The sequence below is a fragment of the Streptomyces sp. BoleA5 genome, from assembly GCF_000373665.1.
Lineage (GTDB): Bacteria > Actinomycetota > Actinomycetes > Streptomycetales > Streptomycetaceae > Actinacidiphila.
On record NZ_KB892091.1, the window covers coordinates 262,941 to 289,381 of the forward strand.

The following is a 26,441-nucleotide window of genomic DNA, read 5'->3' on the forward strand; positions in this document are numbered from 1 at the left end:
CCCCGGTGAACGACCGGCGGTGGGCGTTGCGCAGCAACGGCGGCCCTGGGGCACGGCCACATGCTCATCCGGCTCGGATACGGCCCACAAGGCCCAGTGAGCCCGCGGGTTCCGGCAGGCAACGTCCTGGAGAGGGTGTAGCCGTCTCGAGAAGGCAGCGGTGGCTATCGGCTCACGGGCACGCGCCATTCCAGGTGGGTGCCGCCGGAGGCCCGCGCTTGAGCGGTGAACGTCCCGCCGAGCTTCTCGGCCCGTTGGGCGAGGTTGGCGAGGCCGCTGCGGCGACCGCCTTCGGACAGTCCCACACCGTCGTCGGCCACGGTCAGGGTCAGGGTGCCGGATCCGACGATCAGAGCCGCCTCGGCCGAGCCGGCGTGCGCGTGCCGGGCAACGTTGGACAGCGCCTCACCCAGCACCGCGACGACCTCGTCGGCCACCGTGGCGGGAACGTCGGTGTCGATGAGGCCTTCCATACGCAGCGACGGGGTGAACCCCAGAGCGGGCACGGCCTCCTCGACCGCCTTGGCGGTGCGCACGCGCAAACCCTGCCGGGCCGGACCCGTGTCGTGAGCGCGCAGCCCGAAGATCGTCGACCGGATGATCTTGATGGTCTCGTCCAGGTCGTCCACCGCGCGCAGCAGGCGTTCGCTCGCCTGGGGATGGTCGACGAAACGGGCCGCGCTCTGCAGGGTCATGCCGGTGGCGAACAGTCGCTGGATGGCCAGGTCGTGCAGGTCCCGGGCGATGCGGTCGCGGTCCTCGAGCTGGGCCAGTTGCTCCTCGGCACGGCGCCGCTCGGCCAGTTCCATGGCGAGCGCTGCCGATCCGGCGAACGCCAGCAGCGGCGCGGTCTCGGCGTCGGTGAAAAGCGGTCCGCCCTCGGCACGGGCCAGCAGCAGCGCGCCGCGCACCCCCTGGGGGGTGCCCATCGGGACGGCCACCGCCGGACCGAGCCCGACGAACCGTTGTGGCGGGCCGGCCGTGATACGCGAATCGTGCGCGACATCGGGACTGGTGATCGGTTCGCTGACCTCCATCGCTGCCCCCGCGAACGATCCCTCACGAGGCAGAATGAGGCCACGGTGGACGTCAGCGTCGGTACCGGTGGCGATCGCCACTTCGACGTCCGTCGTCCCGTCGGCCGGGCGTGCCACAACGCCGAGGTCCGCGCCGGTGATGCCGCGGGCGTGCTCGACGATCAGCTCCAGGACGCGCGACTCCTCCATGCCCGACAGCAGGCTGGCGGTGATCTCGGAGTTCGCCTCCAGCCACCGTTGCCTGGACCGGGCCTCCTGGTACAGGCGGGCGTTGTCGATCGCCACCCCCGCCGCCACCGCCAGGGTGGACAGCACCGTCTCGTCCTCGCCGTCGAACTCCTTGCCGCCCCGCTTCTCCGTCAGGTAGAGATTGCCGAACACCTCGTCGCGGACCCGGATCGGCACGCCGAGGAACGAGCGCATCGGGGGGTGGTTGGCGGGAAAGCCGTACGAGGCCGGGTGCTGGGAGAGTTCCTTCAGGCGCAGCGGCTCGGGGTGCCGGATCAGCTCACCGAGGATGCCGTGCCCGGACGGCAGGGGACCGATCGCCTCGGCCTCCTCGTCCGAGACCCCCACGGTCAGGAATTGGGCGAGCTTCGCGTCGTCACCGATCACCCCGAGGGCTCCGTACTCGGCGTCCACGAGCACGACCGCCGCCTCCACGATCCGCCGCAGCACGTGCGGCAGGTCCAGTTCCCGGCCGACTGACAGCACCGCCTCCAGCAGGCTGTGCACACGGTCCCGTGTCCCCCGCACCGCGTCGATGCGCACGTGCAGCTCGTCCAGCAGCTCGTCGAGCCGCAACCGGGGCAGGCGCTCCGCGCCCTCGCTGCCTTCCATCCCCACGGATCCTCCATCCGGCACAGCAGCAGCTCTGACCAGTTTCAACATAGCGGCATCCGGACCGTCTCGAACGCTCCACCGCAGCCGTTCGGCCAGATACCGGCGGCCGCGCCGCCGATTGGCCTCGGCCCCATGCCGTGCCGCCGGCAGTGGGACCGAAGGTCAGCAGCCTGTTACCGGAGGGGCGTCGCGAGGGCATCCTCCCGCCGACACCGCGGTTCTCCGGGCGTCCCCTCGCACGCCCCGGAGTACCTCGACCGTGACCGACGGCTCATCGTCCGTGCGCCTGACGATGCACCGGCGAAGCCCGGCGATCATTCGAACGGCGGCCTGCACGACACGCCTGTACCGGGCTCGACGCTGACCTGTCGGATGCGCGACCGGTTCCGTCTGGGCACGTCCTCCACGCTCCCTGACGCGGCAACCGGCCGTCACAGCAGGGACGTTCGGCCCCGTACAAGCGGGCCTTCGGCCCAAGGCGAAGCGTCCCTGTCACGCAGGACAGTGAGCACGCAACGAACTCCGCCACGTTCACGCACTCCACGGATCGGAAGGGATCGTCACCATGGCCATCCAAGGACACCCCCAGCGGCACTCCGGCTTCCGCCTCTCGGCGTGGCGCAAGGCCGACACCGCCCCCACCTCCGGTGAGGCGACGGCCACGTCCGACACGGCCGCCGGCGCGTACGCCTTCGCCGGCCTGCGCATCCTGACCGGGTTCGTCTTCCTGTGGGCCTTCGTCGACAAGACCTTCGGCCTCGGCTACGCCACCGGCTCCGGCAGGGGCTGGGTCGACGGCGGCTCGCCGACCAAGGGCTTCCTCAGCGGCGTGGCCGCAGGGCCGATGCAGGCCACATTTCATGACTGGGCGGGCGCCGGGTGGGCGGACTGGCTGTTCATGCTCGGCCTGCTCGGCGTCGGCGCCGCGGTCATAAGCGGTGTGGCGCTGCGGATCTCCGCCGTGGCCGGCACCGCGATGATGGCCCTGATGTGGGTCGCCGAATGGCCTCCGGCCCGTCACCTGGCCGACGGATCGCCCAGCATGTCGACCAACCCGTTCGCCGACTACCACCTGATCTACGCGGTCGTGCTGGTCGCCCTGGCCGCCGTCTCCGCCGGCACCACCTGGGGTCTGGGCCGCCTCTGGGCCCGGCTGCCCCTGGTCCGCGACCACGCCTGGCTCCGCTGACGCCCACCGCGACGGCCGCCACCGGCCCGGGGACTTACGGTCCCCGGGCTCGCCCGCGGCGGCCGCAGGAGAAGCTGCATGACCGTGCGCGCATCGGCATCAGGGGCTACCGCAACCGACCGTTCGACCTCACCGAGTACGTCGCCGCCCGCCTGGAGGACCCGCCTGCCGTGATGGGCCGACCGGTCCCCTGCGGGGACCTGCGGCCCATACCGCCGGCCGGGCCACCGGGGAACGCTCAAAGCAGAGGCCCTCCACCGGCCTCCGGACTCCCGCAGGAGGTCATCGTCATGGTGCGCTGTGTCATCGCCGGTGTGGACGGCTCCCCCGAGAGTCTGGCGGCCGCCGACTGGGCGGCGAGGGAGGCCGGTCTGCGCGGTCTGCCCCTGCGGTTGCTGCACGCCTGGGAGTGGCAGGCGTATGCCAACGCCCCCCTGTCCGGGCCGGTGGCCATGCGTGCCTGGGCCGCTGGTGTGCCCCGGGATGCGGCTGTCGCCCTGCGTGAGCGGTACCCGCATCTGGAGATCACCTCCGAGGAGATCGCAGGGCAGCCCGTGGCGGTTCTCGCGGCCGCCGCCGGTGAGGCCGAGGTGATGGCGCTCGGCTCCCGTGGCCTGCACGGCATCACGGGCTTCCTGGTGGGCTCTGTGGCCTTGGCGGTCATCGCGACCGTACACCACCCGGTCGTCCTGGTCAGGGCCGGGAAAACGGCCGAGGACGAGCACCTGCCGGACGCCGACGGGCTGGCCTCGGCCACCACCGGGTACCGGGACGTCGTCCTCGGCCTCGACCTGGACCGGCCCCACGAGGACCTGCTCGCCTTCGCCTTCGACGCCGCCGCGGACCGGGTCGCCCGCCTGCGGGTCGTCCATGGCTGGACCCTGCCACCCAACGTGCACGGCTCCGGCGTGGTCCTGCCGGATCTGATCAAGGAGGCCACGTCAGAACGCGACAGGGCACTCACCAAAGCCCTGCGGCCGTGGCAACTGAAGTACCCCGAGGTGGACGTCCATGCCCACCAGGTCATCGGCCGTGCGGCGGACCACTTGGTGGAAGTCTCCGCCGACGCCTGCCTGGTCGTGGTGGGCCGCCGCATCCGCCGCTCGGCGGTCGGCAGCCACATCGGTCCGGTCACGCATGCGGTCCTGCATCACAGCGCCGCGCCCGTGGCCGTCGTCGCTCATCCCTGACCCGACGCGTTCACCAGCCCGTCCCCGCTCCGGGAGGCCCATCATGCCGACGCGTGCCGGCACACCGTACGTGTACGACTTCGCCGACGGCGACCGGACCATGGCCGACCTGCTGGGCGGCAAGGGCGCGGGGCTGGCCGAGATGACCCGGATCGGTCTGCCCGTGCCGCCCGGCTTCACGATCACCACCCAGGCCTGCCGGGAGTTCCTGGCCACCGGCGCCGCACCGCCCGCACTGGCCGCCGAGGTGGTCGCTCATCTGTCCGCGCTGGAACAACGCATGGGCCGCCGGCTCGGTGACCCCCACGACCCACTGCTGCTGGCGGTGCGCTCCGGCGCCCGGCATTCCATGCCGGGCATGATGGAGACCATCCTTGACATCGGGCTGAACGACACCAGCGTGCAAGGGCTGGCCAAGTCCACCGGCAGGGAACACTTCGCCTGGGATTCCTACCGGCGCCTGATCGAAATGTTCGGCACCACGGTGCTCGGCATCGACGGTGCCCGCTTCACCGCCGCTCACGCCGCACGCCCCGACCTCGCAGATCTCCCCTTGCTGGTCAGGGAGTTCCAGTCCATCGTGCGGGACGCCACCGGCGTGGACTTCCCCCAGGACCCCGCCGTGCAGCTGGACATGGCCGTCCGTGCGGTCTTCGCCTCCTGGAACGGTGACCGGGCCCGGTTGTACCGGCGCCGTGAGCACATCTGCGACAGCCTGGGCACCGCCGTGAACATCCAGGCCATGGTCTTCGGCAACCTGGGTCACGACTCCGGCACCGGGGTGGCCTTCACCCGCGATCCGGCCACCGGCCTGCCCGGCATATACGGCGACTACCTGCCCGACGCGCAGGGCGAGGACGTCGTCTCCGGCGCCCACAACGCCGTACCCCTGTCCGAGCTCGAGCGCCTGGACCCGCTGGCCTACACCCGGCTGCGTGATCTGCTTCGGATCCTGGAGGACCACTACCGTGACCTGTGCGACGTGGAGTTCACCATCGAGCGGGGGCGGCTGTGGATGCTGCAGACCAGGATCGGCAAGCGCACGGCACAGGCTGCGTTCCTGATCGCCGCCCAGCTCGCCGACGAGGGGCTGATCTCCTGGGACGAGGCGGTTCTGCGGGTGTCCGGACAGCAGCTGGCCCAGTTGCTCTTCCCACGCTTCGACTCCGAGGCCGCGGGTACTGCTCTGGCACGCGGGGTGCCGGCGTCACCCGGCGCGGCCGTCGGCGCAGCGGTCTTCGACTCTGCGGAAGCCGTCCGCCGGGCGGCCGCCGGCCAGACGGTGGTGCTGGTCCGCCGTGAGACCACACCGGACGATCTGCCAGGCATGATCGCCGCCCGGGCTGTGCTCACCAGCCGCGGCGGAAAGACCAGCCACGCCGCCGTCGTCGCCCGGGGCATGGGTCGCACTTGTGTCTGCGGAGCGGAGGAACTCACCGTCGACGCCGCCGCGCGGCGCTTCACCACCGCCACCGGAGACGTCATCAACGAGGGCACGGTCATCTCTGTCGACGGGTTCACCGGGACCGTGCACCGCGGCTCCCTGCCGCTGGTCCAGTCCACCGTCACGGACTACTTCGAGACCGGGCAGCGCACCCCTGGCCTGGTCGACGCCGTGGCCAAGATCATGGAACACGGCGACTCCGTGCGCCGGCTGGGTGTGCGCGCCAACGCCGACACTCCCCAGGACGCCGCCCGTGCACGCCGGTTCGGCGCTTCCGGCATCGGGCTGTGCCGCACCGAGCACATGTTCCTCGGTGACCGCCGCCCGCTGATCGAGGCCGTGATCCTCGCGCGGGACGACGACGAGCGCGCTCGGGCACTGAACTTGCTGCTACCGCTGCAGCGCGCCGACTTCATCGCGATCCTGGCCGCCATGGACGGGCTGCCGGTCATCATCCGGCTCATCGACCCGCCACTGCACGAGTTCCTCCCCGACCGCACCGAGTTGGCGGTCCGTGTCGCACGCACCGAGGCCGCGGGCCGCACTCCCGACCCGCACGACCTGGAGCTGCTGGCCGCCGTCGAACGCACCCACGAGCAGAACCCGATGCTGGGACTGCGCGGCGTCCGCCTGGGCCTGCTCGTCCCCGGCCTGGTCGCCATGCAGGTCCGCGCTGTCGCCGAAGCGGTCGCCGAACGCCGGCGCGCCGGCGGCGACCCACATGCGGAGATCATGGTCCCGCTCACCGTCACCAGCGGCGAACTGCTGGCCGTACGAGCCGAAACCGAACAGATCCTCCGCGAGGTTTCCGAGGCCACCGGCACCGACGTCCGCTGCCCCATCGGCACGATGATCGAGCTCCCCAGGGCGGCCTTGACGGCCGGGGCACTGGCACAGTTCGCGGACTTCTTTTCCTTCGGCACCAACGACCTCACCCAGACCACCTGGGGCCTGTCCCGCGACGACGCCGAAGCCTCCTTCCTGCCCGCCTACCTCGACCGCGGCCTCCTCACCGGATCCCCGTTCGAGTCCCTCGACCCCGACGGCGTCGGCCGCCTGGTACGCATCGCCGTCGACGAGGGACGCGCCACCCGCCCCCGGCTGACGACCGGCGTTTGCGGAGAACACGGCGGCGACCCGGCATCGGTGCACTTCTTCCATCAGGCGGGGCTCGACTACGTCTCCTGCTCCCCCTACCGCGTCCCCGTAGCCCGCCTCGAAGCCGGCCGCGCAGCCCTGACCACCGTCAGTTCGAAGGGGGCAGAGCTGAACGGAGCTGTCGGCGATTGCTGACGCCGAGCTTGGCGAAGACATTGCCGAGGTGCCATTCCACCGTGCGCGGGCTGATGAAGAGTTGGGCCGCGATCTCGGCGTTGGTGTGGCCGTCCTTGGCCAGCCCGGCAACCTGAACCTCTTGGCCGGTGAGTTCGGAATCGGCGTGGCCCGTTCGCTTGCGCACGGTCTCCCCGGTCGCCAGAAGCTCTCTGCGAGCGCGCTCGGAGAATGCTTCGGCTCCGAAGCGGCTGAACATCTCGTATGCCGTTCTCAGTTGGGCCCGGGCCTCCTGGCGGCGGCCCTGACGTCGCAGCCACTCGCCGTACAGCAGGCGGGCGCGGGCCAGGTGGACGGTGACCCGGCACCGTTCAAGCCGCTCTACTGCTTCCCGGTAGAGCGCGTCGGCCGTCACACCCTCGCTCAGCAGGGCGTGCGAGCAGGCTTCTGTACCCAGGGCCCAGTCGGTGCTGCTCGCGCGAGTGCGTTCGGTGAGCTTCTCCAGGGCCGATACAGCGGCCTGCAGTTGCCCACTGTGGGCGGCGGCCTCGATCTTCTCGACCAGTGCCCAGCCGAAGAAGCTCAGGTCCTCGTACTGGCACGCCCGCGTCGCGGCGGCCAGCGCATCGTCATAGCGGCCGAGACTGTTGTACAGGACGGCGGTCGCGTACTCGGCGAGACCGAGTACGCGACCTTCACCGCGAGCGCGTACCTCGTCGATGGTGGTGTTGATGAGGTCCCGTGCCTGCGACTCCCGGCCTTGCCAGGCGGCGAGCACCAGGGACGCGTACATCATGGGCACGCCACCGACCGCTTCCGAGATCGCCGTCGCCTCGTCGATGAGTGCCGCCGCGGCGTCGAATTCGCCGCCGAGCACGAGGGAGCACGCGTGGTAGGTCAGCGCCATGGGGAGGACGGCGAGCGCGCCGGCTGCCCGGGCGATGTCCACGGCGCCGGTGGCCAGTTCGTGCCACGCCTCATCGTCCCACAGCTCCGGTGCGAGAGGCTCTGGCGTCACGCGGAACACAAGCCAGAGCCAGCGTCGGTCCGCGTCCGTCGCCGCGGACCGCTGCCCCTCCCGGACGGCCTGCAGGGCGCGTCTGAGACCGTCGATGCCGGCGGTGGGGCCGTCGATGATCAGGCCGGCTATGCCGTCCAGGACGATGTCGACCATCCGCGGCGGCGACGACGGCGCTGGTCCGTCACGGGTCGCCTCCGCCACCTCCTGCTGCCCGGGCCCCTCGCTGAGCCGGCCGGCGAAGATCGCCGCGCCTATCGCCTCCAGCAGAGTGTCACGGGCGAGAACGGCGTCGCCCGGCGCCAGCCGGTGTGCGGCGTCGAGGAGAAGCCGAGGCGCGTCACCGCCGCGCATCCGCGCGAATGCGAGCCGGGCCCGCAGCCGCTCCAGCTGGGCGCGCTGAAGATCGTCGAGCGGGCCGGCCTCCGCGGCCGCCAGCATGGTGTGGGTGTGGTCGGCTCCGCCGGCGTCGATATCGGCCTGAGCGGCGGCCAGCGCACGGCTGACCCGGCGTGCGGGATCGGGCGTCAGCTCCGCCGCCCGCCGCAGGAAGGAGGCCGCCGCCGCCACTCCGCCCCGGCGGCGGGCCCGGTCGGCCGAGCGTTCCAGATCGACAGCGATGCTCTCGTCGGGCCTGGCCGCGGCGTGCGCTCCATGCCACGCCCTGCGATCAGGATCAAGGAGTGGGTCGGTGGCTTCCGCCAGCGCCCGGTGCGCCGCCCGGCGGGCCGGCGCGGACGCCCTCCGGTAGACCGCCGAGCGCACCAAGGGGTGGCGGAACCGCACTCGGCTGCCGAACTCGAGCAGGCCTGCCGCCTCGGCCGGGGCCGCGGCGCCCACCGCTATGTCCTGCAGACCGGCCGCGCGCCACAGCAGATCCAGGTCACCGGTCGGATCGGCGGCGGCGGTCAGCACAAGCCGCCGGCTGTCCTCGGGAAGCGACTGGATCCGCTGGTGGAAGGCGTCCTCGATGCAGCGCGGGACTGCTCGGCCGCCGGGGAGTCCGAAGCCTCCGGCCAGCTCGGCGGGCGTGAGCGCCTGCGGTACCTGCAGAAGGGCCATGGGGTTGCCACGGGCCTCGGCGACGATCCGATCCCGTACGAGCGGGTCGAGCGGCACACGGACAGCCGAAGCCAGCAGGGCACGCGCGTCGGGCTCGCTGAGTCCCGCAACGATCAGCTCGGGCAGGCCGGCCAGCTCCTGATCGTTGTCGGAGTCCCGCAGGGCGAAGACCAGGGCTACCGCTTCGGCCTTCAATCGCCTGGCGACGAAGGCCAGCAACTGCAGGGACCCCTCGTCGAGCCATTGGGCGTCGTCAATGAGACAGGCCAGAGGCTGCTCCTCGGTGGCGCAGGCCAACAGACCGAGCACGGCCAAGCCCACCAGAAAACGGTTGGGTGCCTCGCCCTCCTGCAGTCCGAACGCGACGGACAACGCGTCGCACTGCGGTGTGGGGAGCCGGTGAAGCCGACCGAGCAGGGGGGCGCAGAGCTGGTGAAGGCCCGCGTACGGAAGCTCCATCTCGGACTCGATGCCCGCGACGGAGATGATGCGGAACCCGTCGGCGCGGCCTGCCGCGTGGTCCAGCAACGCGGTCTTGCCGATCCCCGCCTGGCCGCGCACGACCAAAACCGCGCTGCTGCCCGCCTGCGCCGTGGCCACCACGCGTTCCAAGGCGGCCAGCTCACGGTCCCGGCCCTGCAATGCGACCTGCGAATCCATGGCGGACACATCCATGCGTCGAACTTCCTAAACTCACGTTCCGTATTCACCTATTTTATTCTCGATTGCCGATTCTGGCGGTTCCGCGAGCCCAGTTGCACCCCGGGTCCGGATACCGGCAGCGCAAGTCCTGGAACAGTTGCTCGACCGCGAGGTGAAGGCCGCGCTTCGACCACCCTCGCCGGCACTCGCAACTGCCTTGCATCGCACCGACGTCGACTTCTCCCCGAGGAAATCCGAGACCTTGAACATCCCACGATGCACGGCAGCGATCCCGGTTGCGCCAAGCGCGGTAATGCCAGGCCCGTGCTGCTCGCCAGCGGCGCATGCCAGGGCAACCTCCGGCGCGACCAAATATTCCACAGGGTGCTTCAGAGCAGGCCCGAACGTCCGCCATTTATGCTCCCTCGGCATACCTGTAGGCTAAAAACGACGTAGTTCGCCACGCAACACGGGTCGTGCCGCTGTGGTGATCATCAATTTGGCCGGCCGGGTGATATTCGTCGCTTGGGACGGGGTCACGGATGAGCAGCATCGCGGGACAGAACGCTGAGGGCAGCGCTCGCTCTGTGCACCCCCTGGCGAACGCCGAGACCCTGGACAAGTTGCTGGTTGCCGCCATCCGCGAGGCGGTGGTCGAGTTCGACGCGGTGGCCGGGATTGCTTATCTCCTGGAAGCCGACGGCAAGTGGCTGAGGGCGGCAGTGGTCGGTGGCACCCCTCCGGCCGTCTTCAATATGCCGGAGCGCATGCCACTGAACGGGCAGCGTGCTTCGGCTCTGGCGTGCCGGACCGGAAGGACGGCCGTCATCGGAGAACCTGGCGTTCGTCCGGACGACGTGGGTCCCGTCCGAGCACCGTACGCAGTGGTGGCCGTACCCCTGACCGACGCGGACCACCGGTACGGGGCGCTGGCTGTCAGCCGGATCCCTTGGAGGGACGGCGTTCTCGGCAAGGAGCAGCGCAAGAGGCTTCGGCAAATGGGCGCGAACTTGACGCGCGAGCTGGCGGCCCTGGTTGCGAGCGGAAGTTCCGTACTGCCTGGGAGGCAGCCGCTGATCTTCCCTGTGTTCAAGCCACGCGGCCCCCTGACCGAACCCGCGGCCCGATGGGGACTGCCCGAGGTTCCCGGCTCGGCCGGCCTGAGCTGGACCTACCAAGTCCTCAAGCTGGCTGACGAACTGAACTCGGTCGTGACCCCGAACGAGGTCGTAGAAGCCGCCCGGTCACGAATGATGTGCACTCTCGGTGCGCAGACTCTCATCGTGACGGCCGTCGCTGACGGCAGACTGTGGGTCGTCGGACACTCAGGTCCGGCTTCGAAAGTGGTCAGGCAGCTCCATGGATCCAGCGCTGTCAGGAACAGGGCTACTCCTGTGGCCGACGTTCTGCGCGGCTCCGACCCGTACTTCTTCCCGCAGCGTACCGACCTGCTCAGGGCTTACCCCGACGCTCAGGACGACGGCAATCAGGCGTGGGCACACCTGCCCATGCGGGCGAGCGGGCACCCGGTTGGTGTCTGCTCCCTCGGGTGGGCAGAGCACCGGCTTTTCGGTGCAGAAGCGCAGGCAGTGATGATGACGATGGCCGATTCGCTTGGTCAGGCATTGGAGCGGGCTCTTCTGAGCGAGGGCGAGCACGCTCTCGCCGAGAGCCTGCAAAGGCGGCTGTTGCCCCGCGTCCTGTCCGACCTGCCGCAGGTGGTCACCACCGCTCGTTACCTGCCCGCTCCCTCCGGAGGGAGCGGTGGGGACTGGTACGACGTGGTCGCCCTGCCGTCGGGAGGCATCGGGCTGGTGATCGGTGACGTTGAGGGCCACTCCATCGAAAGCTGCGTGGTCATGGGGCAGATGCGCAGCGCAGTACTCGCGTATGTCAGCGAGGGCCACAGACCGGAAGCGGTGCTGACACGCGCCAGCAACATGCTCAGTCATTTGGAAAGCGAGCTGCTGGCCACGTGTTGTGTCGTCTATCTGGATTCGGTAGACGGGACGGCCGAGGTGGCCCTGGCCGGTCACCCGGCGCCGCTGATCCGTGGCCCTGACGGCGGTATCGAAACGCTTGACACGCTCATCGGCGTGCCCCTGGGCGTGCCGTCACCCGTGCCTTATCAGCCTTTTGAGGCGACCCTCTCAGCAGGGACGGTGCTGTTCCTGTACACCGACGGCCTCAGCAAGACACACGGGCCTGACGTGGTCACCGATGCAGGCAGGATGCTCGCCTCTGCCAGCCAGAAGGCTGACCCCTGCTTGGAGGACCTCGCGGACCGTCTCACGTCCATGGTGCCCTCCCCTCCTGAGCGCAGAGATGACGTCGCCCTTCTCTTCGCCTACTGTGCCGGCACAGGCCCACAGCACCGTGCCAACCGGATGGAGATCCAAAGGCACGATCTGCGCGGCGTCAAAGACGCCCGTAAGTTCGTCAGAGACTGCCTGAGGAGTTGGAGGTTGGAGGCGGTGGCGGATGACATGGAACTCATGGCGTCGGAAATCGTGACGAACGCCTTGACCCACGCCGACAGTTACGTAGAGCTGCGGCTGCGTCTGCATCCGGACCGGGTGCGGCTCGAGGTCCGAGATACCGACGTGACGCCACCGCTTCCGTCCTCTCTCTCAGCTTGCGAGGAGGAGAATGCTCGAGCAGAACACGGCCGCGGCCTGATCATCGTGGACGCTCTCGGCGAGTGGGGAATTTCGCCCAGCGGCCGCGGCAAGGTGGTCTGGTGTGAAATCGCCGTTCCTCGCTGAATCCTCTGCTGGCAACGACTGGGAGGCGCCGGGATCATCAGGCGCCTCAGCAGACAGGACCCCCGTTAAAACTGTCATCGACACTCGAACCCGCTACAGCTGCACCGTAGCTCCTGGCAGCGTCGGCGACGCTCTCCTGCGACTGATCAGCCGGGCCCTGTCATCGCGCACGCGCTCTGGCTGTTCGAAGCCCGGGAATGCTGCCGCGGGCGAGGGTACAGCTCGATTCCGGGTGGCTATGACCCGAACTTCTTCCATTGCCCTTCGGATACCACCTCGACAGAGCCGTCGACGACCTTGATGGCCGTCTGTTCGTCGATGGCGTAGGCCGGAACGCCGATGTCGGCGGCCCACCGTTCCGCGTCGGCCAGGGTGTTCGTTGGGAAGGCCTCCAGGTGCGGGAAGATCGAGAAGTCGACGACTCCCAGGGCGCGGTCGTCCGGCGCGGACGGCCACTCGACGAAGTACGCCCCGATACGCGGCGTCATCACCATGCTTCCGGCACTCACTCCCACCCAGACCATGTCGGGCAGCGAAGGCAGCAGATCGGCCAGCCCGGACTCCCGCATCCAGTGACACAAGTACGTCGCGTCACCGCCGTCGACGAGGAGCACGTCGACCTCACGGAGCCAGGGAACCCATCGCTCCACGCCGATGGTGGGCAGGGCGGTGAGCTCGAGGACACCGAGCGACGCCCAGCCCAGGCCCGACAGGTGCTGCCACCGGGGCTCGGCGGCCACGAACCCCCGCACGGATTCCGGACCGCACATGGGGTGACCCCACTGTGCTGTAGGGACGCAGACAGCGCGGCACTCGGCGATCGGCTTGCCGAGAAGCCGCACGAGCGCCGAGTGGATGCTCGGGTTCGTGACGCCGCCCGACGTGAGCAAGAGCTTCAAGGTGCCTCCAAATTCGCGCGCGGAAGGTCGATGTGCTTGAAGACCCGGAACCGTACTGGAACTCATCGCAGTTCGAGCACCTCTTCAGAGGCCCTCAGGTCGCCGGGTGTGATTCTCCCCGATCTCTCCACCCGGTCCTGCCCCGTACAACACGTGCACCCGACGGACGCAGCCAAGATGCACATGTCACGGCGTCCGCTCATCGGCGTTTTCATGCGCCCGGATCAGCATCTACTCCGGCGTCAGGCCCGTGCGTGCCAGAAAGACTCACCCCCCGTGCTCCGGGCTCAGTCCGTTCGTCTCTTGACCGCTCGGTCGGCGACAACGCATGCGCGCCGCGGGAGAGAAAGTGGGGCACAACACAGCGTGCCGCGCATGGCCGCGAGCCGGGCCACGGCTTTGTTTCGTGCTCTCCCGTGGATGGACGCTTGCTGGCTGGTATCACCAGTGGGCCCGAAGGAGCCGCTGAAGGCGCGCGGGACCTCGCGACGCACATGGAAGCTGCGTTCTGCGCGACATGAGGCGAACCCGGCTTGGCCGCCGGCCGCTTGTCCGGTCCTGCGCTGATGGCTTCAGAAGCCGTCTGGCCCATAGACCCTCCTGGCGTGCGACGCGAAAGCGCGTGGTCCCAGCAGGGGCATGATGATGCGGGGCACCAGGGGGGCGGTGGACAGCATCAGGCTGACGACGGCAGGCTCTGCGAGGAAGGCCAGCATGCCGAAAATAATGGGCAGCTTCTTCTTGGGAAGTCCGTTGATCGCGTGATCGCCCAGTTCGTGCCACTCCGCCGCGGTCACGTACTGGTCGACGATGGGCAGCACCTCTGCCTCTTCGACGGCCAGGTGCTCCGTCAGCGTTTCGGCAAGCGCCCGAAGGGCCGTGGCGAGTTCATCACGATCTGATGCGCCGGCGTTCCTCCGCCACCGCGCCAGCGAGGATGAGCACTCGACGAGCAAGCCGTCGATCTGCTCGTGGTGCTTCTCCATGAGTTCCAGGGCGGGAAACAGGTCATGCGCAGCCCGTGCTGCGAGCTTCGGCCACAGCAGGACGTCCTCGCCCTTGTGGTGCAGGTGCAGGAACCCCTCGATCATCTGGATGTGGTCCGCTACAACGGCGGCGCGGGCTGTGTCCCCGGGCGTGACGGCGAGGACGAGGCTGGGCATCCTGCCGTAGACCCTGCGGAAGGCCTCATGGACGACGAGCATGTCGCGGATGTCGGCGCGGTCGAGCTGGTTGGTCACAGTTCTCCTTCGGTCGGTGAGCGGTGTCCGTCCGGTCCTGCCTTGGGTCGACGGGCGGGGGGAGGTGGCGGTGGTGTCTCCGTCTCAGGGCGCGGGCGGACCCGCAGCCGGCCGGTGAACGGCGAACCGGACGGGCGGACCGGCTCGGCCCCGGTTCCGCACCGCCCCTTAGCGACCGCTGTGCGGGTGTCGGGGGCGGGCCGTGGGTGATCAGAAGACGTAGGGGATGTCATGGATGACGTCCTGGTGGCGGATGCGCCACGCTCCGTCGGTCCGGCGGAAGGTGAAGCGGTAGTACCCGGACTCGATCGGTTTGATGCTGCCCTGGGCGCCGAAGGTGCCTGCGGGCCACCCGCCCTCGGGCTTCTTGGTTCCGACAACGTCGAAGGTGATGAACTGGGTCTCGATGCCGGCTTCGTCACCATCTATGGAGACCAGGTGGTCGTAGGTGGTGTGGTGGCTCCAGCCAAGGGGCGGGTGCGGTGCCATGGCCGTGGACATGGCCTCGGCGATCTGCGCTCCTCCGGAGAGGGTTCCCAGCAGTTCCATCCCGTCGGGGCCGCGGTAGTGGATCTCGACGACTGCGTCGGCCTCGTAGAGCTTTGCCAGCGCCTCGCCGTCGCGCCAGTCCGCTGCCCGGGTGTACCGGGAAACGATCTCCCTGAGCTCGCTCTCGGTGTTCATGGTGTTCTCCGGTTCCCTGTGTGTGGGTGTCTGGGTTTCCGCGGCGGATGGCCGCCGGGGTCCTTGCGTGCCGGGCCCTCGTGCAGGTGGCTGCCAGGGCACGCAATATGCATGCGTGAAAAGTACATATTCTCGGACGGAAGTGCAACTTTGACAGTTGCTAATATGGGTGGGTCGGGAACCACCCGGACCAAGCGGTGGAAGGAAGGAGTGTGGCCATGCTGGACGTGAGGTTCTCCAGTGCGCTGAAGGCCATGCTCCTGCTCGGTCATGCTGAGGAGGAGGGCAGCCCCGTCCTCAGCTCGACCCAGCTCGCCAGGAGTCTGGACACCAACCCGAGCCTGGTGCGCAAGCTGATGGTCCCGCTGGTACGGGACGGTCTCGTCGCGTCCATCAAGGGACGCAGCGGGGGGGTTCGCCTCGGCCGACCCGCGGACCGGATCACGCTGGAAGAGATCTACCGCTCGTCCATGGGCGACAAGCCGCTGTGGGCCCCCCGTCCGGAGGGGCCGAGGGAGTGCCTGGTCACCAACCACTCCGCCGAGTACTTCGTCAGGCTCACCGACGAGACCGAGGCCGCCGTCCTGGGTGCGCTGGCAGACCGCACCCTTGCCGACAGCCTCGACGAGCTGCGAGCCATCGACCGGGCTGAGGGTGCACCCGCTTCACGCACCCGTGACGGGCGACCTGTCTGACCGCGCGCCCCGACCGGGGACGGGCGCAGCGATCCCCCAAGATCGGCAAATCGGGCCGGCTCCCAGGGCCTCGAGCTCGAAGACGGCACGCACCGTGCCGCAGCAAGGTACGTATGGCGAATTCAGAAGTCAGCCGCCCGGTGAGGTCGGCCAGGATCGCCATCGCGTCATCGAAGGCATCGTCGCTGTACTCGGCGACCGCCTTGGTGGCGATGGCGCTCGTGACGGCCAGATCAGCCATCCGCCGAACACCGGGGTGCCGTCCTTTGCGGCCCGCACGACTCGCGCCACCTCGGCGTAGTCCCCAGGCACATCCGTGAGCAGGGCGTTGGTGAGCAGATCGGCCCGTTCGCGCAGCCTGAGGGAGCCGAGCCGCTGATCGGTTGGCTGCAGTGAGGTGAGTTCCGCACCCGGGAGCGCGGTGTGAATGGCGCGGGTCAGCGACTGTGCGGTGCAGCCGTTGATGCGTTCGTCGGCGTAGGGCATGATCGTCTTATCCCCAGGGTGGCGGCAGGGCAGGTCACTCGAGGTGCTGGAGCACGGTGGTGAATTGCCAGTCGACACTGCTGTGGTCGATCGTTTCGTGCACCGGCGAGTCGCCCATCTCGCCGGTGATTCCCGCGGCTCCGGAGCGGGCGTGCTTGATGCTGTCGTAGGAGACGATGTCCAAGATCGTGCCGTCGCCGCGCAGGACGATGCGGCGCCACTGGAAGCCCGGCTGGCGTTTCAGATACTCGTTGATGTCCGCGTTGGCCGCGACGAAGTCCTCCGGCGTGAGGCCGGGCGCGGGCCTGAGTGCGGTCACTTCCAGGATCTCGGTCATGATGGGATTGCCTTTTTCCGATGATGGCTGATCATGGCCGGCCGGGTATCCCGGCCGGCGTCCCCATCAGCGTGAAGGACGGATCGCCGGGCAGGAAGGCAGCGTCTTCCTGGGTGTGGCGCACCTAGGAAGCGGGCGAGGAACGGCAAGGCGACTGAGGATCAGGCCGGCCCGACTCCGGATGCCGGATAGACCACAGCCTCCTCGCTTCGGCTCCCCGGCTCGGGCATGCCGACGAGCAGCAGTTGCCCCGGGGCGCGACGCACACATTGGTGTGCGACGAACTACTCAGGGCGCCGCCTTAACGCCGGCCTCCTGCAACCCGGGGCGACGGAGAAGGGAGCGTGCGCCGGGTCGACCACCGGGACGGACGCTCCCTCACTGTCGAGGGCGTCGCCGACATGCGCGTCACCGTCGAGTTCCCACTGACTTCGGAGAGACGACGGCCGGCCAGACCGCCACTCCGGCTCTCCGGGCGGTCGTCAGCAACCTGGTGGCCGCACTGACAGCCAAAGACGCCACCAAACCCGCCATGCTGCTGGACCCGGACGCCGTCCTCGAGGAAGTGGGCCCTGCACACCAAGGTGAGCGGCCGAAATCGGCACGACGGTTTCCCCTTTCCGAATGGCCCAAGATCTTCTCCTAGAAGTGGCCTAGGCAAAGGAGCCGCATGTGGGCCTACAGTCGAGATGTGACCACCGCTGCCGGCCACGGGCTCCCCGCTCGCTTGGCCCGTGGTGGACTCGGCGCTGGAGCATTCGGTGAGCAAGCGGTCCGTTGCCTGACGGAGATGTTCACCTTCGGCCCCGCGTCCCAGCCTCCACACCGCACCCAGCGAGGATCTGCGCAATGCGAGCCATCACCGTCCGTGACCATGACACCTGGGTCGCGGGACTGTCCCTGGCGGACATGCCCTACCCCGACGCCGCCGACAACGACGTCATCGGTCAGGTGCACGCCGCGGGGTTCACCTCGGGAAAACTCGACCGGTCGGCGACCTGGGTGAACCGTGCGGGCCGCGACCGGATGCCGAGCGTGCCGGGTCGCGAACTGTCCGTCGGAGCGGTGCGGCCGCTGTCCGTCATCCCCTCGTCCGCAACCGGCGCACTCCCGGCAAAACGATCATCCGCGTCTCGGAATACCGAATAAGGAGACCCATCGTGATGGAAATACGAATCGCCGGTGGGCTGCTCGCCGTCGCCGCGCTGGTTACGGCCACGGCCTGCTCGACCTCCGACGAGCCCGCCACTGCCAAGGTGGCAGCGACGGTCACGGCATCGACACGCCCCTCAGAAACCTTCAAGCCGCTGCTTCAGCAGGCGCTTCCGAACGTGAAGGGCAAGACGTTCACCTCGGCGATCGTCGACTTGCCGCCCAACACCAGCGCGCTTCCGCACCGGCACGGCCAGGCGTTCGTCTACGCCTACGTCCTCGAAGGCACCATTCGCAGCCAGCTCGACAGCAAGCCCGTGAGCACCTACCACCAAGGCGAGAACTGGGTCGAGCAACCGGGCGCCCACCACGTCCTCACGCAGAACACCAGCCGGACCGAGCACGCCAAGCTTCTGGTCGTCTTCGTCTCCGACACCGGAGACAAGCTCAAGCTCGACGATCCGAAGTCGTAGCCGGAGGACACAGCGGGCGGCGACGCTCCGCACCGACTCTGCCTCCTGCCGGAACTCATACCACCACCCATCACTACGCGTCCCACGACTTACACCGCACACGCCACACGAAGGAATCGAACGAACCGTGACCAACACCCAGCGGGTCAACCTCGGCAAGCAGCACCCGGCCGCCTACAAGACTCTCATCGCCCTGTCGTCAGAGGTGGAAGAGGCTGCCGCCGCAGCGGGACTCGACCCGCTCCTGGTCGAGCTGTTGAGGATCCGAACGTCTCAGATCAACGGGTGCGCGTTCTGCCTGCGCATGCACACCGGCGACGCCCTCAAGAAGGGCGAGAACCCCGACCGGATCGCCGTGCTGCCCGCATGGGACGAGACCGGCTACTTCTCCGAGACCGACCGTGCCGCCCTCCGCCTGACCGAGGCGATCACCCTCGTGCCGGACGGACACGTCCGCGACGAGGACTACGACGCCGCAGCGGCCGTACTCACCGCAGACCAGATATCGGTCGTCGCCTGGCTGGCAACGGTGATGAACGCCTTCAACCGCGTCGCGATCACCAGCCGCTACCCCGTCGGCAGCTGATTCCGAAGGTGCTACCGCGGTCACGGTCGGGGGCGCGTCCCCGACCGTGACCGCCCTGGCGCCCGCCGTCGGCACCCTCATCACCATCGCGACTGGCCCCCGTCCTCCCGAGGGCGGGCGGCCGTCTCTTCGTCGCCGAACCCGACCGCGCACTCACGGGGCCCGCCGCTCCGGCGCACGCACGTACGCCCCCATGGGAGGGGCTCTGAGGAGTGCGCGCAACGTCCGCCCGTCGCTCTGCGACCAATCCAGGCCAAGACGGACGAGCACCCACCAGCTCACCGCCCCCAGGGCGTGTGCGGCCCCTGCCACGAGCGGAAGAGCAGCCGGAAAGGGGTCGCGGTCAGCAGGGCAAGCGACCCGCCAGGCGCCGCCCCGAAAAACCCCCACACCGGGACGATGACGTGGCCCCGCGCAGGTGACGAAGCCCGCCTACCTCGTACGCCACCGCGGCGGTCAAAGCGGCGACATCCGGATCACAGACCCCGCCCTCACCCTCACCCTCGAAGGGGACTGGGCCGTCTCCGCCGACAACGGCGGTCCCGTCATGGTGATCCCCGCCGAGCTCACCGCCAGCATCGAACGGCTCGATCCTGACGACGCACCTGACCAGCCGGACGCCGGCCCGCCGTCCTGAGGAGCCCGATGGTCCGACCACACCCTTGCCGCCGAGGACTGGGGCACCCACGGCCCCACCCTCACCCCGACACCGGAACCGTCAGCGCCTTCCCCGACGACGTTCCAGAGGTCGAGACCCTCTCCCACGACGCAGCAGCCGCCCTCTCCTTCAGATGGTCCCCGGCTGAGGTGGGCGGGGCCGGCCACCCCTGCCGCTACCGCGGGTAGAGCTGGAACGCCACCGCCGGACGGTCTCCGAAGCGCCGCGCCGCGATCTCCAGGCCGCGGCCGACGACTTCGCGCGCGTAGTCGGCCGGTTCCTGGTCGGTGAGCGCCCGGATGTACGCCTGGTGCTCGGCGAGGGAGGCGACGGCCCGCTCGACGTCGGTGTCGCCGACCTCCACCGCGTGCGTGGGGTACGGCGATCCCGCGACCGCCACCCAGCGCACGCCGCCCCACGGTTCCAGCCCCTCGTCTTGGGCGAGTTCGGGGAAGATCCACCGGTTGCCCGCGTCGCCCGCCGCGTCGAGGGCGGCCCGGCCGACGGCCCGGTGGTCAGGGGTGTTCCAGACCGTGCCGCCCCAGGTGTCGTGGTGGGACAGCGTGATCAGCAGCTCGGGGCGGTACCGGCGGATCGCGGCGGCGATCTCGCGGCGCAGAGCCGGACCCCCCTCGACGACGCCGTCGCGATGATCCAGGAACTCAACGGCCTTCACGCCGACCACCCCGGCACTGGCGCGCTGCTCGGCCTCCCGTATTCGTGCCGCGTCCTCCGGGTGCACGCCGTCGATGCCGGCCTCGCCGCGGGTCGCCAGGAGGTAGCTGATCTCGCGGCCGGCCTCCGTCCAGCGGCCGATGGCCGCGGCGGCACCGTACTCCAGGTCGTCGGGATGGGCGACGACGGCGAGCGCCCGCTGCCAGTCCTCGGGCATGGGGTCGAGGTGCTGCTCGGACACGGTACTGCCTCCCTGCGGCCTGAATGGGCGTTCGACGCCATGATCATGGCACGCCCTCCGTCGCCCCCTGCTGCGGCCCCCGGCCGTCGCTGCCCCGTGCCACCGCGTCGTGGCAGGCGCCTCGCCCGGAGGCTTTGCGCCGCAGTTGCCGCCGGGGTCCGTACGGCGTCGTACGGGCCCCGGCGGCCTTGATGCCGTCCGCCATGGTGTCGATCAGCGCGTACGCCTCCGACCCGAACTCCGTGCCCGCCTCGTCCGCGTTCGTCGTGGCCTACCGGGTCCGCGCGGGCTCGACGAGTGCCTGGCATCTGGTCCCAGTACGCGTTCGGCTCCGGCTTGGGGCAACCGCCGTCCTCGTCGAACGCCGTGACCGCACCCTGGAACGCCTCGGTGCTTTGCGCGCTCACCTCCGGCGGTTTCGCGGCCGGCGTACCTGCCGCAGCCGAAGCGACGAACGGGTCTGCAGAGGCTCGTGCTCGAAGGTGGCCTGAAGGACTCGCCCAGCGCGTTGTCCGCGCTGGGCACCGTCACCGCGGAGCGATCCGCTCATGGCTCCGGCCCTGGTCCGCCGGACCGTGCCTGGACCAGGCAGTCCTTGTCGTCAGTGAGTACGGTCACGAGCACTTGTCTCGCTGGCCATCGTTTACGGGCAGGAACCAGCCTTCTGCGCGATGATGTACGCCTGCGACGGATTCTCGATCTTGACGTAGACCGGCGTGCTGGAGTTCGACCGGTCGTAGGTCATGGTCCACCTCTTCGTCAGAAGCGGGAACTCGTTCAGGAACTCGACCTTGTAGCAGTAGCCCGCGTCGACACGGAAGGCGTCCCAGTCCTGACCGCTCGGAGTCCGCTCCGTCGGGTAGATCCATTTCGTGGAACTGAGGCTCACGCAGCCCGTGCTGGCGGTAGCCGTCGTCCCGGTCGAGCAGGTCCAGTTTTGGACGGCCAGGACTCCGAGGTGGCTGCCGTTGGTGAATTCGGAGCAGCCCGTGACAGTGCACGAGCCGCCCGCCTGGGCAGTCGACACCGAGCCGAGAAGCGCAAGGGAGGTGACCGCCAACGTGGTGGCGGTTCTCCGGACCAGCTCGACAGCCTTTTCCTTGATCAAAACGACTCCCAACTAACGCCCGTGGAGCGGTCGTTGGCATGATGCATGTGATCGTTCTCGAGGCACAAGGCTTTGCGCGCTTTTCGCCGACGGATGACCTGTTCAAGACTCTGGGCGGCGACCTCGAGTGCAACACAAGTGGAATCGGCGGCCCACCGCCGTGGCGTCCTGCACAGCGCCGACACCCGCGACGCGTCCCGCGACTCGGGGCCGACCCCGAGCCCAAGCAGTCCCGTGCTTCCCGGCGGCGCAGCGTGTCGCGGTCCCGTACGCTCGCCGAGCGGAGCGCGTTCACCGACGACCCGCGGGACGCGGCGATCGCGGTCTTCGAACGTCTCGGACCCAAGCGGGCCCGGGTACAAGGAGTCTCGGTCCGCGCCGGGACCCTGGTGGACGCAGCAGACGCACCGCAGCAGCTCAGCCTCGACCCCGGCCGGGAGGTCAGCCGACTCCTGGACCCGGTCGTCGACCGTCAATGCCCGCTTCGGGCCGGGCGCTGTCACCCGGGGGCACGCTCGCCCACCGCCGCCGAAGCGCCTGACCCCGGCCGGCCCCGCGTGCACGACGAGCTGCCACCGCATGACGGCCTGCGTCGCCTCCGCACCCGTACCGGTGGCTTCTGCGCCCCTCCGGGAGCGCAGGAGGGAGCCGGCCAATACTGCCTGACATTGCCCGACGGCCGCCGTGCACCGGAAAGGCGCGGCAGCCACATCCTCAGGCTGGTGCCGACGAGCCCACCTGCCGTCGCGATACCGAGCCGGCCTCGTCGACCCCTACCGCAAGCACCTGCGCGAACACCGGGCCGAGAACCCCGCCGTCCCCGTCAAGCACCCCGAATGTGAGACAGAACCGTTTGCCGTGCACACCCGCCGGGGGTCACTGCGGCCGCGAGTATCTGTCGCGAGCCGAGTGCGACCCCACGGTGGGTCTGCATCATCGACACCAGGACCGACAGCGCCACATACTGATCCTCGTTCAAGTCTGACCACGGGGTCTTCTGCGTCCATGCCCTCCAGGACAGCGACTCTGCCGCCACCACGAGGGGGAATCGCAGTGAACGCACCTACGCCGTCGGCCGTTTGGGCGACCGGCGAGACCGTCGACGGCCGGTACCGGGTGATCGGCGAGCTCGGCCGGGGCGGGATGGGCGTCGTGCACCGCGTACGGCATCTCGCCTGGGGCATCGACATGGCGGTGAAGAGTTCACGGCCCGAGCTGTTCCGGAGCTCCGGCGATCAGGAGCTGTTCGTCAGGGAGGCGGAGACGTGGGTGTCCCTCGGACTCCATCCGAACGTCTGCGCCTGCCATTACGTACGGGTGATCGACGGTGTCCCCCGCGTGTTCGCCGAGTACGTCGACGGCGGCAGCCTGGCCGACTGGATCCGCGACGGGCGGCTCTACGCCGGGGATGCGCGACAGGCCCTCGCCCATGTGCTCGACACGGCGGTCCAAGCGGCCCGTGGGCTCGAGCACGCCCATGGCAGAGATGTGGTGCACCAGGACGTGAAGCCGGCCAACGTGCTGCTCGACGGCACGGGGGCCGCGAAGATCACCGACTTCGGTCTCGCCCGGTCCAAGGCCACCACGGCCCTGACTGACCTCCAACTGGGCCCGGGTGTCAGCGTGCTGGTGCCATCCGGCGGCATGACGGTCGGCTACGCGTCGCCGGAGCAGCTCGCGGGGGAGCCGGTCGGGCGGCGCAGCGATGTGTACAGTTTTGCGGTCTCGGTCCTGGAGATGTTCACCGGCGGTGTGCACTGGGCGGCTGGTTCGGTAGCGGGTCTCGCACTGGAGGAATATCTGGCCGACCCCTCGAATCCGGTCGCGGCGCCGCCGGAAGTCGCCCACCTGCTCCGCCGCTGCCTGCGGCGGCACCCGGCCCACCGGCCGGCCTCGATGGCGGACATCGCGGACGTACTGACCGGGATATACGAGCAGGCGATCGGCTCGGCGTACCCGCGTCCCACGCCCCAGGCCGCCGATCTGCGCGCCGACGAGCTCAACAACCGTGGCCTGTCACTCCTCGACCTGGACCGGGCCGGCGACGCCGAGCAGGCCTTCGGCCAGGCGCTCGCGGTCGACCCGCACCACATCGGGGCCGTGTACAACGGTGGCCTGTTCAGGTGGCGTACGGGGGCGATCACCGATGAGGAACTCGTCTCCCGGCTGCAGGCGATCCCGCGCGGGTCCGGCGCGTCCTCCTGGCAGGTGCAGCTGTTCCTGGCCCGGGTTCACCTCGAACGCGGCGACCTGGCGGCGGCACGCGACCTGCTCCAGGCCCTCGCGCGCGAACGGCCCGACGACACCGACGTTCGGGCGGCGCTGCGGGTGGCGGCCTCAGGAACCGTGGCCGATGCCCGCCACACCGGCACCCGCGAGTTTCGCGAGCCATTCGCGGTGCCGTTCGCACCGGTGGAACTGCTGGCCCGGCACAAGGTGATGGGCTACCTGCCGGTCCGGTTCACTCCGGACGCACGCCTCGCGCTGAGCGGCCACTGGGACGGCGTGCTCCGTCTGTGGGACACGGCGACCCGCACACAGCGGTCGGCGGTCGAGGGCCACCGCACGCAGGTGCTCGGCGTCGACCTCACCCCTGACGGCTCGTACGCACTGTCCACGAGCCGCGACGGCACGGTGCAGTTCTGGGATCTCAGGGCGGGCAGGTGTACCCGCACCATCCGCTCCGCCGCGCGCGACACGGGGTGCCCGGTCAGGTTGAGTGCCGACGGGCGCGTCGGTGTGTGGCAGGGCGTGGACGGGCGCGTCCAGGTCTGGGAACCGCGAACCGGGACCTGCCGGCGGTCGCTCGGGGCGGCACTCAAGGACGGCGCCCTGGACGGCTCGCAGTACGAGGTGAGCGCCGACGGGCGCCATGTCCTCACCGCCGAGGAGGACGGGGCGCGGCTATGGAGCGTGGCCGATGGCCGGTACCGGGTGCTGGCCACCGGCTCGGCGACGCATGCGCTGTGCTTCAGTCCCGACGGGCGGATGGTAGCGGTGGCCGGCAAGGACCGGGTGATCCGGTTGTGGGATGTGGCGGAGGGTCGGCAGGTCCGCAAGTTGCGTACGTTGACGGGGCTGACCGCCGCAGCCGGTCACCTGGCCTTCGGCAACAGTGGGCGGCTGCTGATGTCCGGAACGGCCGGCGATCACACCGTTCAGATCTGGGAGCTGGGCAGCGGCCGGTGCCTGCGGACCTTCACCGCCCACGCGTACGGAATGCACCACGTCGGATTCCCGGACAGCCACGACCGTCTCGGCTGCTCTGTCGGCGGGCATCCCGAACTGCCCATGCATCGTTGGCGGTTGCCCGAGACCGAATACGCCGCCGAGCCGCACGTGATCCAGCCGCGCGAGTACGCAGAGGTCAACCGGCTCGGCGAACTGGCCGAGGAACTGCTCGCCGGCGCACGCCGAGCGATGTCGAACGGCCGACACAGGTCAGCCCTCGGCCTGCTGACCCGCGCGCGAGACGTACCGGGATACGAGCGCGCGCCCCAGGTCCTGGCCGCCTGGCACGATCTGGGCCGGTCGGCGCGCCACATACGGCTGCGCTCCGCCTGGTCGCGGCCACTGGACGCCGGCCACCTCTCCTTCGGCGCCATCACGGCTATCGGTGTCGCCGCGGGTGTCCGGCTCGCCGTCAGCGGGCAGAGCGACGGCACCGTACGGATCTGGGATCTGGACAGCGGCGCGTGCACGCTCGTCCTCGACGATCATCCGGGCAGGGTGGGCGGGGTGGCGCTGAGCGACGACGGCCAGTACGTCCTGTACGAGGGCACCAAGCCGCTCGCGATCATCCGGCGGCGACTGGCGGACGGCGAGTGCCGTCGGCTGACTCCGGACTGGGACATGAGGCGGACCATCAGATTCACCGGCGACGGAAGGTACGCCTGGCTCGGCGGCGGCGACGGTGTCCTTCGCCGATGGGACCTGGACGACGACCGCTGCGTGGCGACGATCAGCCGGAACGGCCCGGTCAACGCGATCTCCACGTCCGCGGACGGACGGCTCGCGGCGGTCGGGGACACCAACGGTGTGGTCCGGCTCCGGGATCTCGACACCGGAGCCTGCCTGCGGACCTGGACCGGCCCTCGGGAACCGATCCTGTCGGCGTGCCTGAGCGCCGACGGCCGACTGGCCATGTCCACACACCAGGTCATGTCCTCGGGCGCCGGGGACGAACCGATCCGGCTGTGGGAGGCCGGTGCCGAACGCTCCGTACGCCAGTTCGCGGGGCACGAGGGCTGGGTCTTCGCCGTGCGGTTCACACCCGACGCCCGGTTCGCCTTCTCAGCGGGCCGCGACATACGGATGTGGGAGGTCGCCACCGGCCGGTGCCTGCACGTGCTCGAAGGGCACCAACAATATGTCCGGCACCTCGAACTCACGCCCGACCTGCGCAACTTGGTCTCGGCGGGAGACGACGGCATCCGGCTCTGGGACCTCGACTGGGAGCTGGAGGCCGGCTGAGCGGAGTGGGACGCGTACTGTCCGACACAGCCGACAGGACGCTCACGTTCACCGTCTCATCCTTCGGAGGCGTTCGCCCTCCCCCACGACCCACGCCGCCCTTCAACCGGATACCAGTCGGCAAAGTGCTTATCTGTGAATAACTCGCCCAACCGGTCACGCACCCACACGGCCGCCGCGCCCCGCGGACACGGTGTCCAGGTGCGCTCCCGTTTCGCGGGCCGATTGCCGCGTTGCCCCGCCCCCGGGCGGCCCGCAGCACGATCTGCAC

18 protein-coding genes and 1 pseudogene are annotated in these 26,441 nt (G+C 69.6%); 10 read left to right on the top strand and 9 right to left on the bottom strand.

Features of this window, described 5'->3' with window-relative positions:
- Window positions 1-164 precede the first annotated feature (164 nt).
- Window positions 165-1,877, bottom strand: coding sequence for a GAF domain-containing protein (locus tag B085_RS0105165; protein WP_018557497.1), 1,713 nt, complete (start codon window positions 1,875-1,877; stop codon window positions 165-167).
- A 568-nt stretch (window positions 1,878-2,445) separates the two neighbouring features.
- Between B085_RS0105165 and B085_RS0105170 the strand changes: the two genes are divergently transcribed.
- The 3 genes from B085_RS0105170 (at window position 2,446) to ppdK (ending at window position 6,996) form a co-directional block, all read left to right on the top strand.
- A complete protein-coding gene (locus tag B085_RS0105170) occupies window positions 2,446-3,069 on the top strand; it encodes a hypothetical protein (RefSeq protein ID WP_018557498.1) in 624 nt (207 codons plus the stop codon).
- Window positions 3,070-3,359: 290 nt separating this feature from the next.
- On the top strand, window positions 3,360-4,259 hold the full coding sequence (locus B085_RS0105175; protein ID WP_018557499.1) for a universal stress protein: 900 nt from the start codon (window positions 3,360-3,362) through the stop codon (window positions 4,257-4,259).
- Between the two features lie 43 nt (window positions 4,260-4,302).
- A complete protein-coding gene (ppdK, locus tag B085_RS0105180; RefSeq protein ID WP_018557500.1) occupies window positions 4,303-6,996 on the top strand; it encodes a pyruvate, phosphate dikinase in 2,694 nt (897 codons plus the stop codon).
- Here the strand turns inward: ppdK and B085_RS0105185 are convergent.
- Window positions 6,950-9,715 carry an ATP-binding protein gene (locus B085_RS0105185; protein ID WP_199789150.1) on the bottom strand — a complete coding sequence of 922 codons (2,766 nt, stop codon included), beginning with the start codon at window positions 9,713-9,715 and terminating at the stop codon, window positions 6,950-6,952. The two genes, ppdK and B085_RS0105185, sit on opposite strands and share 47 nt — an antisense overlap.
- 524 nt (window positions 9,716-10,239) lie before the next feature.
- Between B085_RS0105185 and B085_RS0105190 the strand changes: the two genes are divergently transcribed.
- Complete coding sequence (locus B085_RS0105190; protein ID WP_018557502.1) at window positions 10,240-12,462, top strand: SpoIIE family protein phosphatase; 2,223 nt, start codon at window positions 10,240-10,242, stop codon at window positions 12,460-12,462.
- Between the two features lie 236 nt (window positions 12,463-12,698).
- On the opposite strand, the gene B085_RS0105195 is transcribed toward B085_RS0105190, so the two are convergent.
- From B085_RS0105195 to B085_RS0105205, 3 genes are all read right to left on the bottom strand, one after another.
- Window positions 12,699-13,361 carry a Type 1 glutamine amidotransferase-like domain-containing protein gene (locus B085_RS0105195; RefSeq protein ID WP_026250698.1) on the bottom strand — a complete coding sequence of 221 codons (663 nt, stop codon included), beginning with the start codon at window positions 13,359-13,361 and terminating at the stop codon, window positions 12,699-12,701.
- 572 nt (window positions 13,362-13,933) lie between these two features.
- On the bottom strand, window positions 13,934-14,602 hold the full coding sequence (locus tag B085_RS0105200; RefSeq protein ID WP_018557504.1) for a hemerythrin domain-containing protein: 669 nt from the start codon (window positions 14,600-14,602) through the stop codon (window positions 13,934-13,936).
- 210 nt (window positions 14,603-14,812) lie between these two features.
- Entirely contained in the window at window positions 14,813-15,286 is a 474-nt protein-coding gene (locus B085_RS0105205) for a nuclear transport factor 2 family protein (RefSeq protein WP_018557505.1), read from the bottom strand.
- A gap of 218 nt (window positions 15,287-15,504) precedes the next feature.
- On the opposite strand from B085_RS0105205, the gene B085_RS0105210 reads away from it, so the two are divergent.
- The gene (locus B085_RS0105210; protein ID WP_018557506.1) at window positions 15,505-15,981 is read left to right on the top strand and encodes an RrF2 family transcriptional regulator; all 477 of its coding nucleotides are present in this window, start codon (window positions 15,505-15,507) and stop codon (window positions 15,979-15,981) included.
- A gap of 129 nt (window positions 15,982-16,110) precedes the next feature.
- Here B085_RS0105210 and B085_RS49145 read toward each other — a convergent pair whose 3' ends face one another.
- Both B085_RS49145 and B085_RS0105215 read right to left on the bottom strand, forming a co-directional pair.
- Window positions 16,111-16,467: a hypothetical protein gene (locus tag B085_RS49145; RefSeq protein ID WP_158689660.1), complete on the bottom strand. Its 357-nt coding sequence runs from the start codon at window positions 16,465-16,467 to the stop codon at window positions 16,111-16,113.
- Between the two features lie 34 nt (window positions 16,468-16,501).
- The gene (locus B085_RS0105215) at window positions 16,502-16,804 is read right to left on the bottom strand and encodes a hypothetical protein (protein ID WP_018557507.1); all 303 of its coding nucleotides are present in this window, start codon (window positions 16,802-16,804) and stop codon (window positions 16,502-16,504) included.
- An 849-nt stretch (window positions 16,805-17,653) separates the two neighbouring features.
- On the opposite strand from B085_RS0105215, the pseudogene B085_RS0105220 reads away from it, so the two are divergent.
- From B085_RS0105220 to B085_RS0105235, 4 genes and pseudogenes are all read left to right on the top strand, one after another.
- Window positions 17,654-17,860: pseudogene (locus B085_RS0105220) on the top strand (NADP-dependent oxidoreductase); the annotation flags it as partial.
- Between the two features lie 107 nt (window positions 17,861-17,967).
- Entirely contained in the window at window positions 17,968-18,429 is a 462-nt protein-coding gene (locus tag B085_RS0105225; protein ID WP_018557509.1) for a cupin domain-containing protein, read from the top strand.
- A gap of 127 nt (window positions 18,430-18,556) precedes the next feature.
- Window positions 18,557-19,015, top strand: coding sequence for a carboxymuconolactone decarboxylase family protein (locus B085_RS0105230; protein WP_018557510.1), 459 nt, complete (start codon window positions 18,557-18,559; stop codon window positions 19,013-19,015).
- A gap of 418 nt (window positions 19,016-19,433) precedes the next feature.
- On the top strand, window positions 19,434-19,652 hold the full coding sequence (locus B085_RS0105235) for a hypothetical protein (protein WP_018557511.1): 219 nt from the start codon (window positions 19,434-19,436) through the stop codon (window positions 19,650-19,652).
- Between the two features lie 196 nt (window positions 19,653-19,848).
- Here the strand turns inward: B085_RS0105235 and B085_RS0105240 are convergent, their stop codons facing one another.
- Complete coding sequence (locus B085_RS0105240) at window positions 19,849-20,565, bottom strand: PIG-L deacetylase family protein (RefSeq protein ID WP_037731341.1); 717 nt, start codon at window positions 20,563-20,565, stop codon at window positions 19,849-19,851.
- Window positions 20,566-21,232: 667 nt separating this feature from the next.
- Window positions 21,233-21,478, bottom strand: a complete 246-nt coding sequence (locus tag B085_RS49150) for a hypothetical protein (protein WP_158689661.1) — start codon at window positions 21,476-21,478, stop codon at window positions 21,233-21,235.
- Between the two features lie 1,272 nt (window positions 21,479-22,750).
- Here B085_RS49150 and B085_RS0105250 point away from each other — a divergent pair.
- Complete coding sequence (locus tag B085_RS0105250; RefSeq protein WP_018557514.1) at window positions 22,751-26,170, top strand: WD40 repeat domain-containing serine/threonine protein kinase; 3,420 nt, start codon at window positions 22,751-22,753, stop codon at window positions 26,168-26,170.
- Window positions 26,171-26,441 lie beyond the last annotated feature (271 nt).

What these genes read in the sequence shown, in the direction of transcription:
- B085_RS0105165 (WP_018557497.1), bottom strand. Translation starts at nt 1,877, where the DNA reads ATGGAAGGCAGCGAGGGCGCGGAGCGCCTGCCCCGGTTGCGGCTCGAC.
- B085_RS0105170 (WP_018557498.1), top strand. Translation starts at nt 2,446, where the DNA reads ATGGCCATCCAAGGACACCCCCAGCGGCACTCCGGCTTCCGCCTCTCG.
- B085_RS0105175 (WP_018557499.1), top strand. Translation starts at nt 3,360, where the DNA reads ATGGTGCGCTGTGTCATCGCCGGTGTGGACGGCTCCCCCGAGAGTCTG.
- ppdK (WP_018557500.1), top strand. Translation starts at nt 4,303, where the DNA reads ATGCCGACGCGTGCCGGCACACCGTACGTGTACGACTTCGCCGACGGC.
- B085_RS0105185 (WP_199789150.1), bottom strand. Translation starts at nt 9,715, where the DNA reads ATGGATTCGCAGGTCGCATTGCAGGGCCGGGACCGTGAGCTGGCCGCC.
- B085_RS0105190 (WP_018557502.1), top strand. Translation starts at nt 10,240, where the DNA reads ATGAGCAGCATCGCGGGACAGAACGCTGAGGGCAGCGCTCGCTCTGTG.
- B085_RS0105205 (WP_018557505.1), bottom strand. Translation starts at nt 15,286, where the DNA reads ATGAACACCGAGAGCGAGCTCAGGGAGATCGTTTCCCGGTACACCCGG.
- B085_RS0105210 (WP_018557506.1), top strand. Translation starts at nt 15,505, where the DNA reads ATGCTGGACGTGAGGTTCTCCAGTGCGCTGAAGGCCATGCTCCTGCTC.
- B085_RS49145 (WP_158689660.1), bottom strand. Translation starts at nt 16,467, where the DNA reads ATGCCCTACGCCGACGAACGCATCAACGGCTGCACCGCACAGTCGCTG.
- B085_RS0105215 (WP_018557507.1), bottom strand. Translation starts at nt 16,804, where the DNA reads ATGACCGAGATCCTGGAAGTGACCGCACTCAGGCCCGCGCCCGGCCTC.
- B085_RS0105225 (WP_018557509.1), top strand. Translation starts at nt 17,968, where the DNA reads ATGGAAATACGAATCGCCGGTGGGCTGCTCGCCGTCGCCGCGCTGGTT.
- B085_RS0105240 (WP_037731341.1), bottom strand. Translation starts at nt 20,565, where the DNA reads ATGCCCGAGGACTGGCAGCGGGCGCTCGCCGTCGTCGCCCATCCCGAC.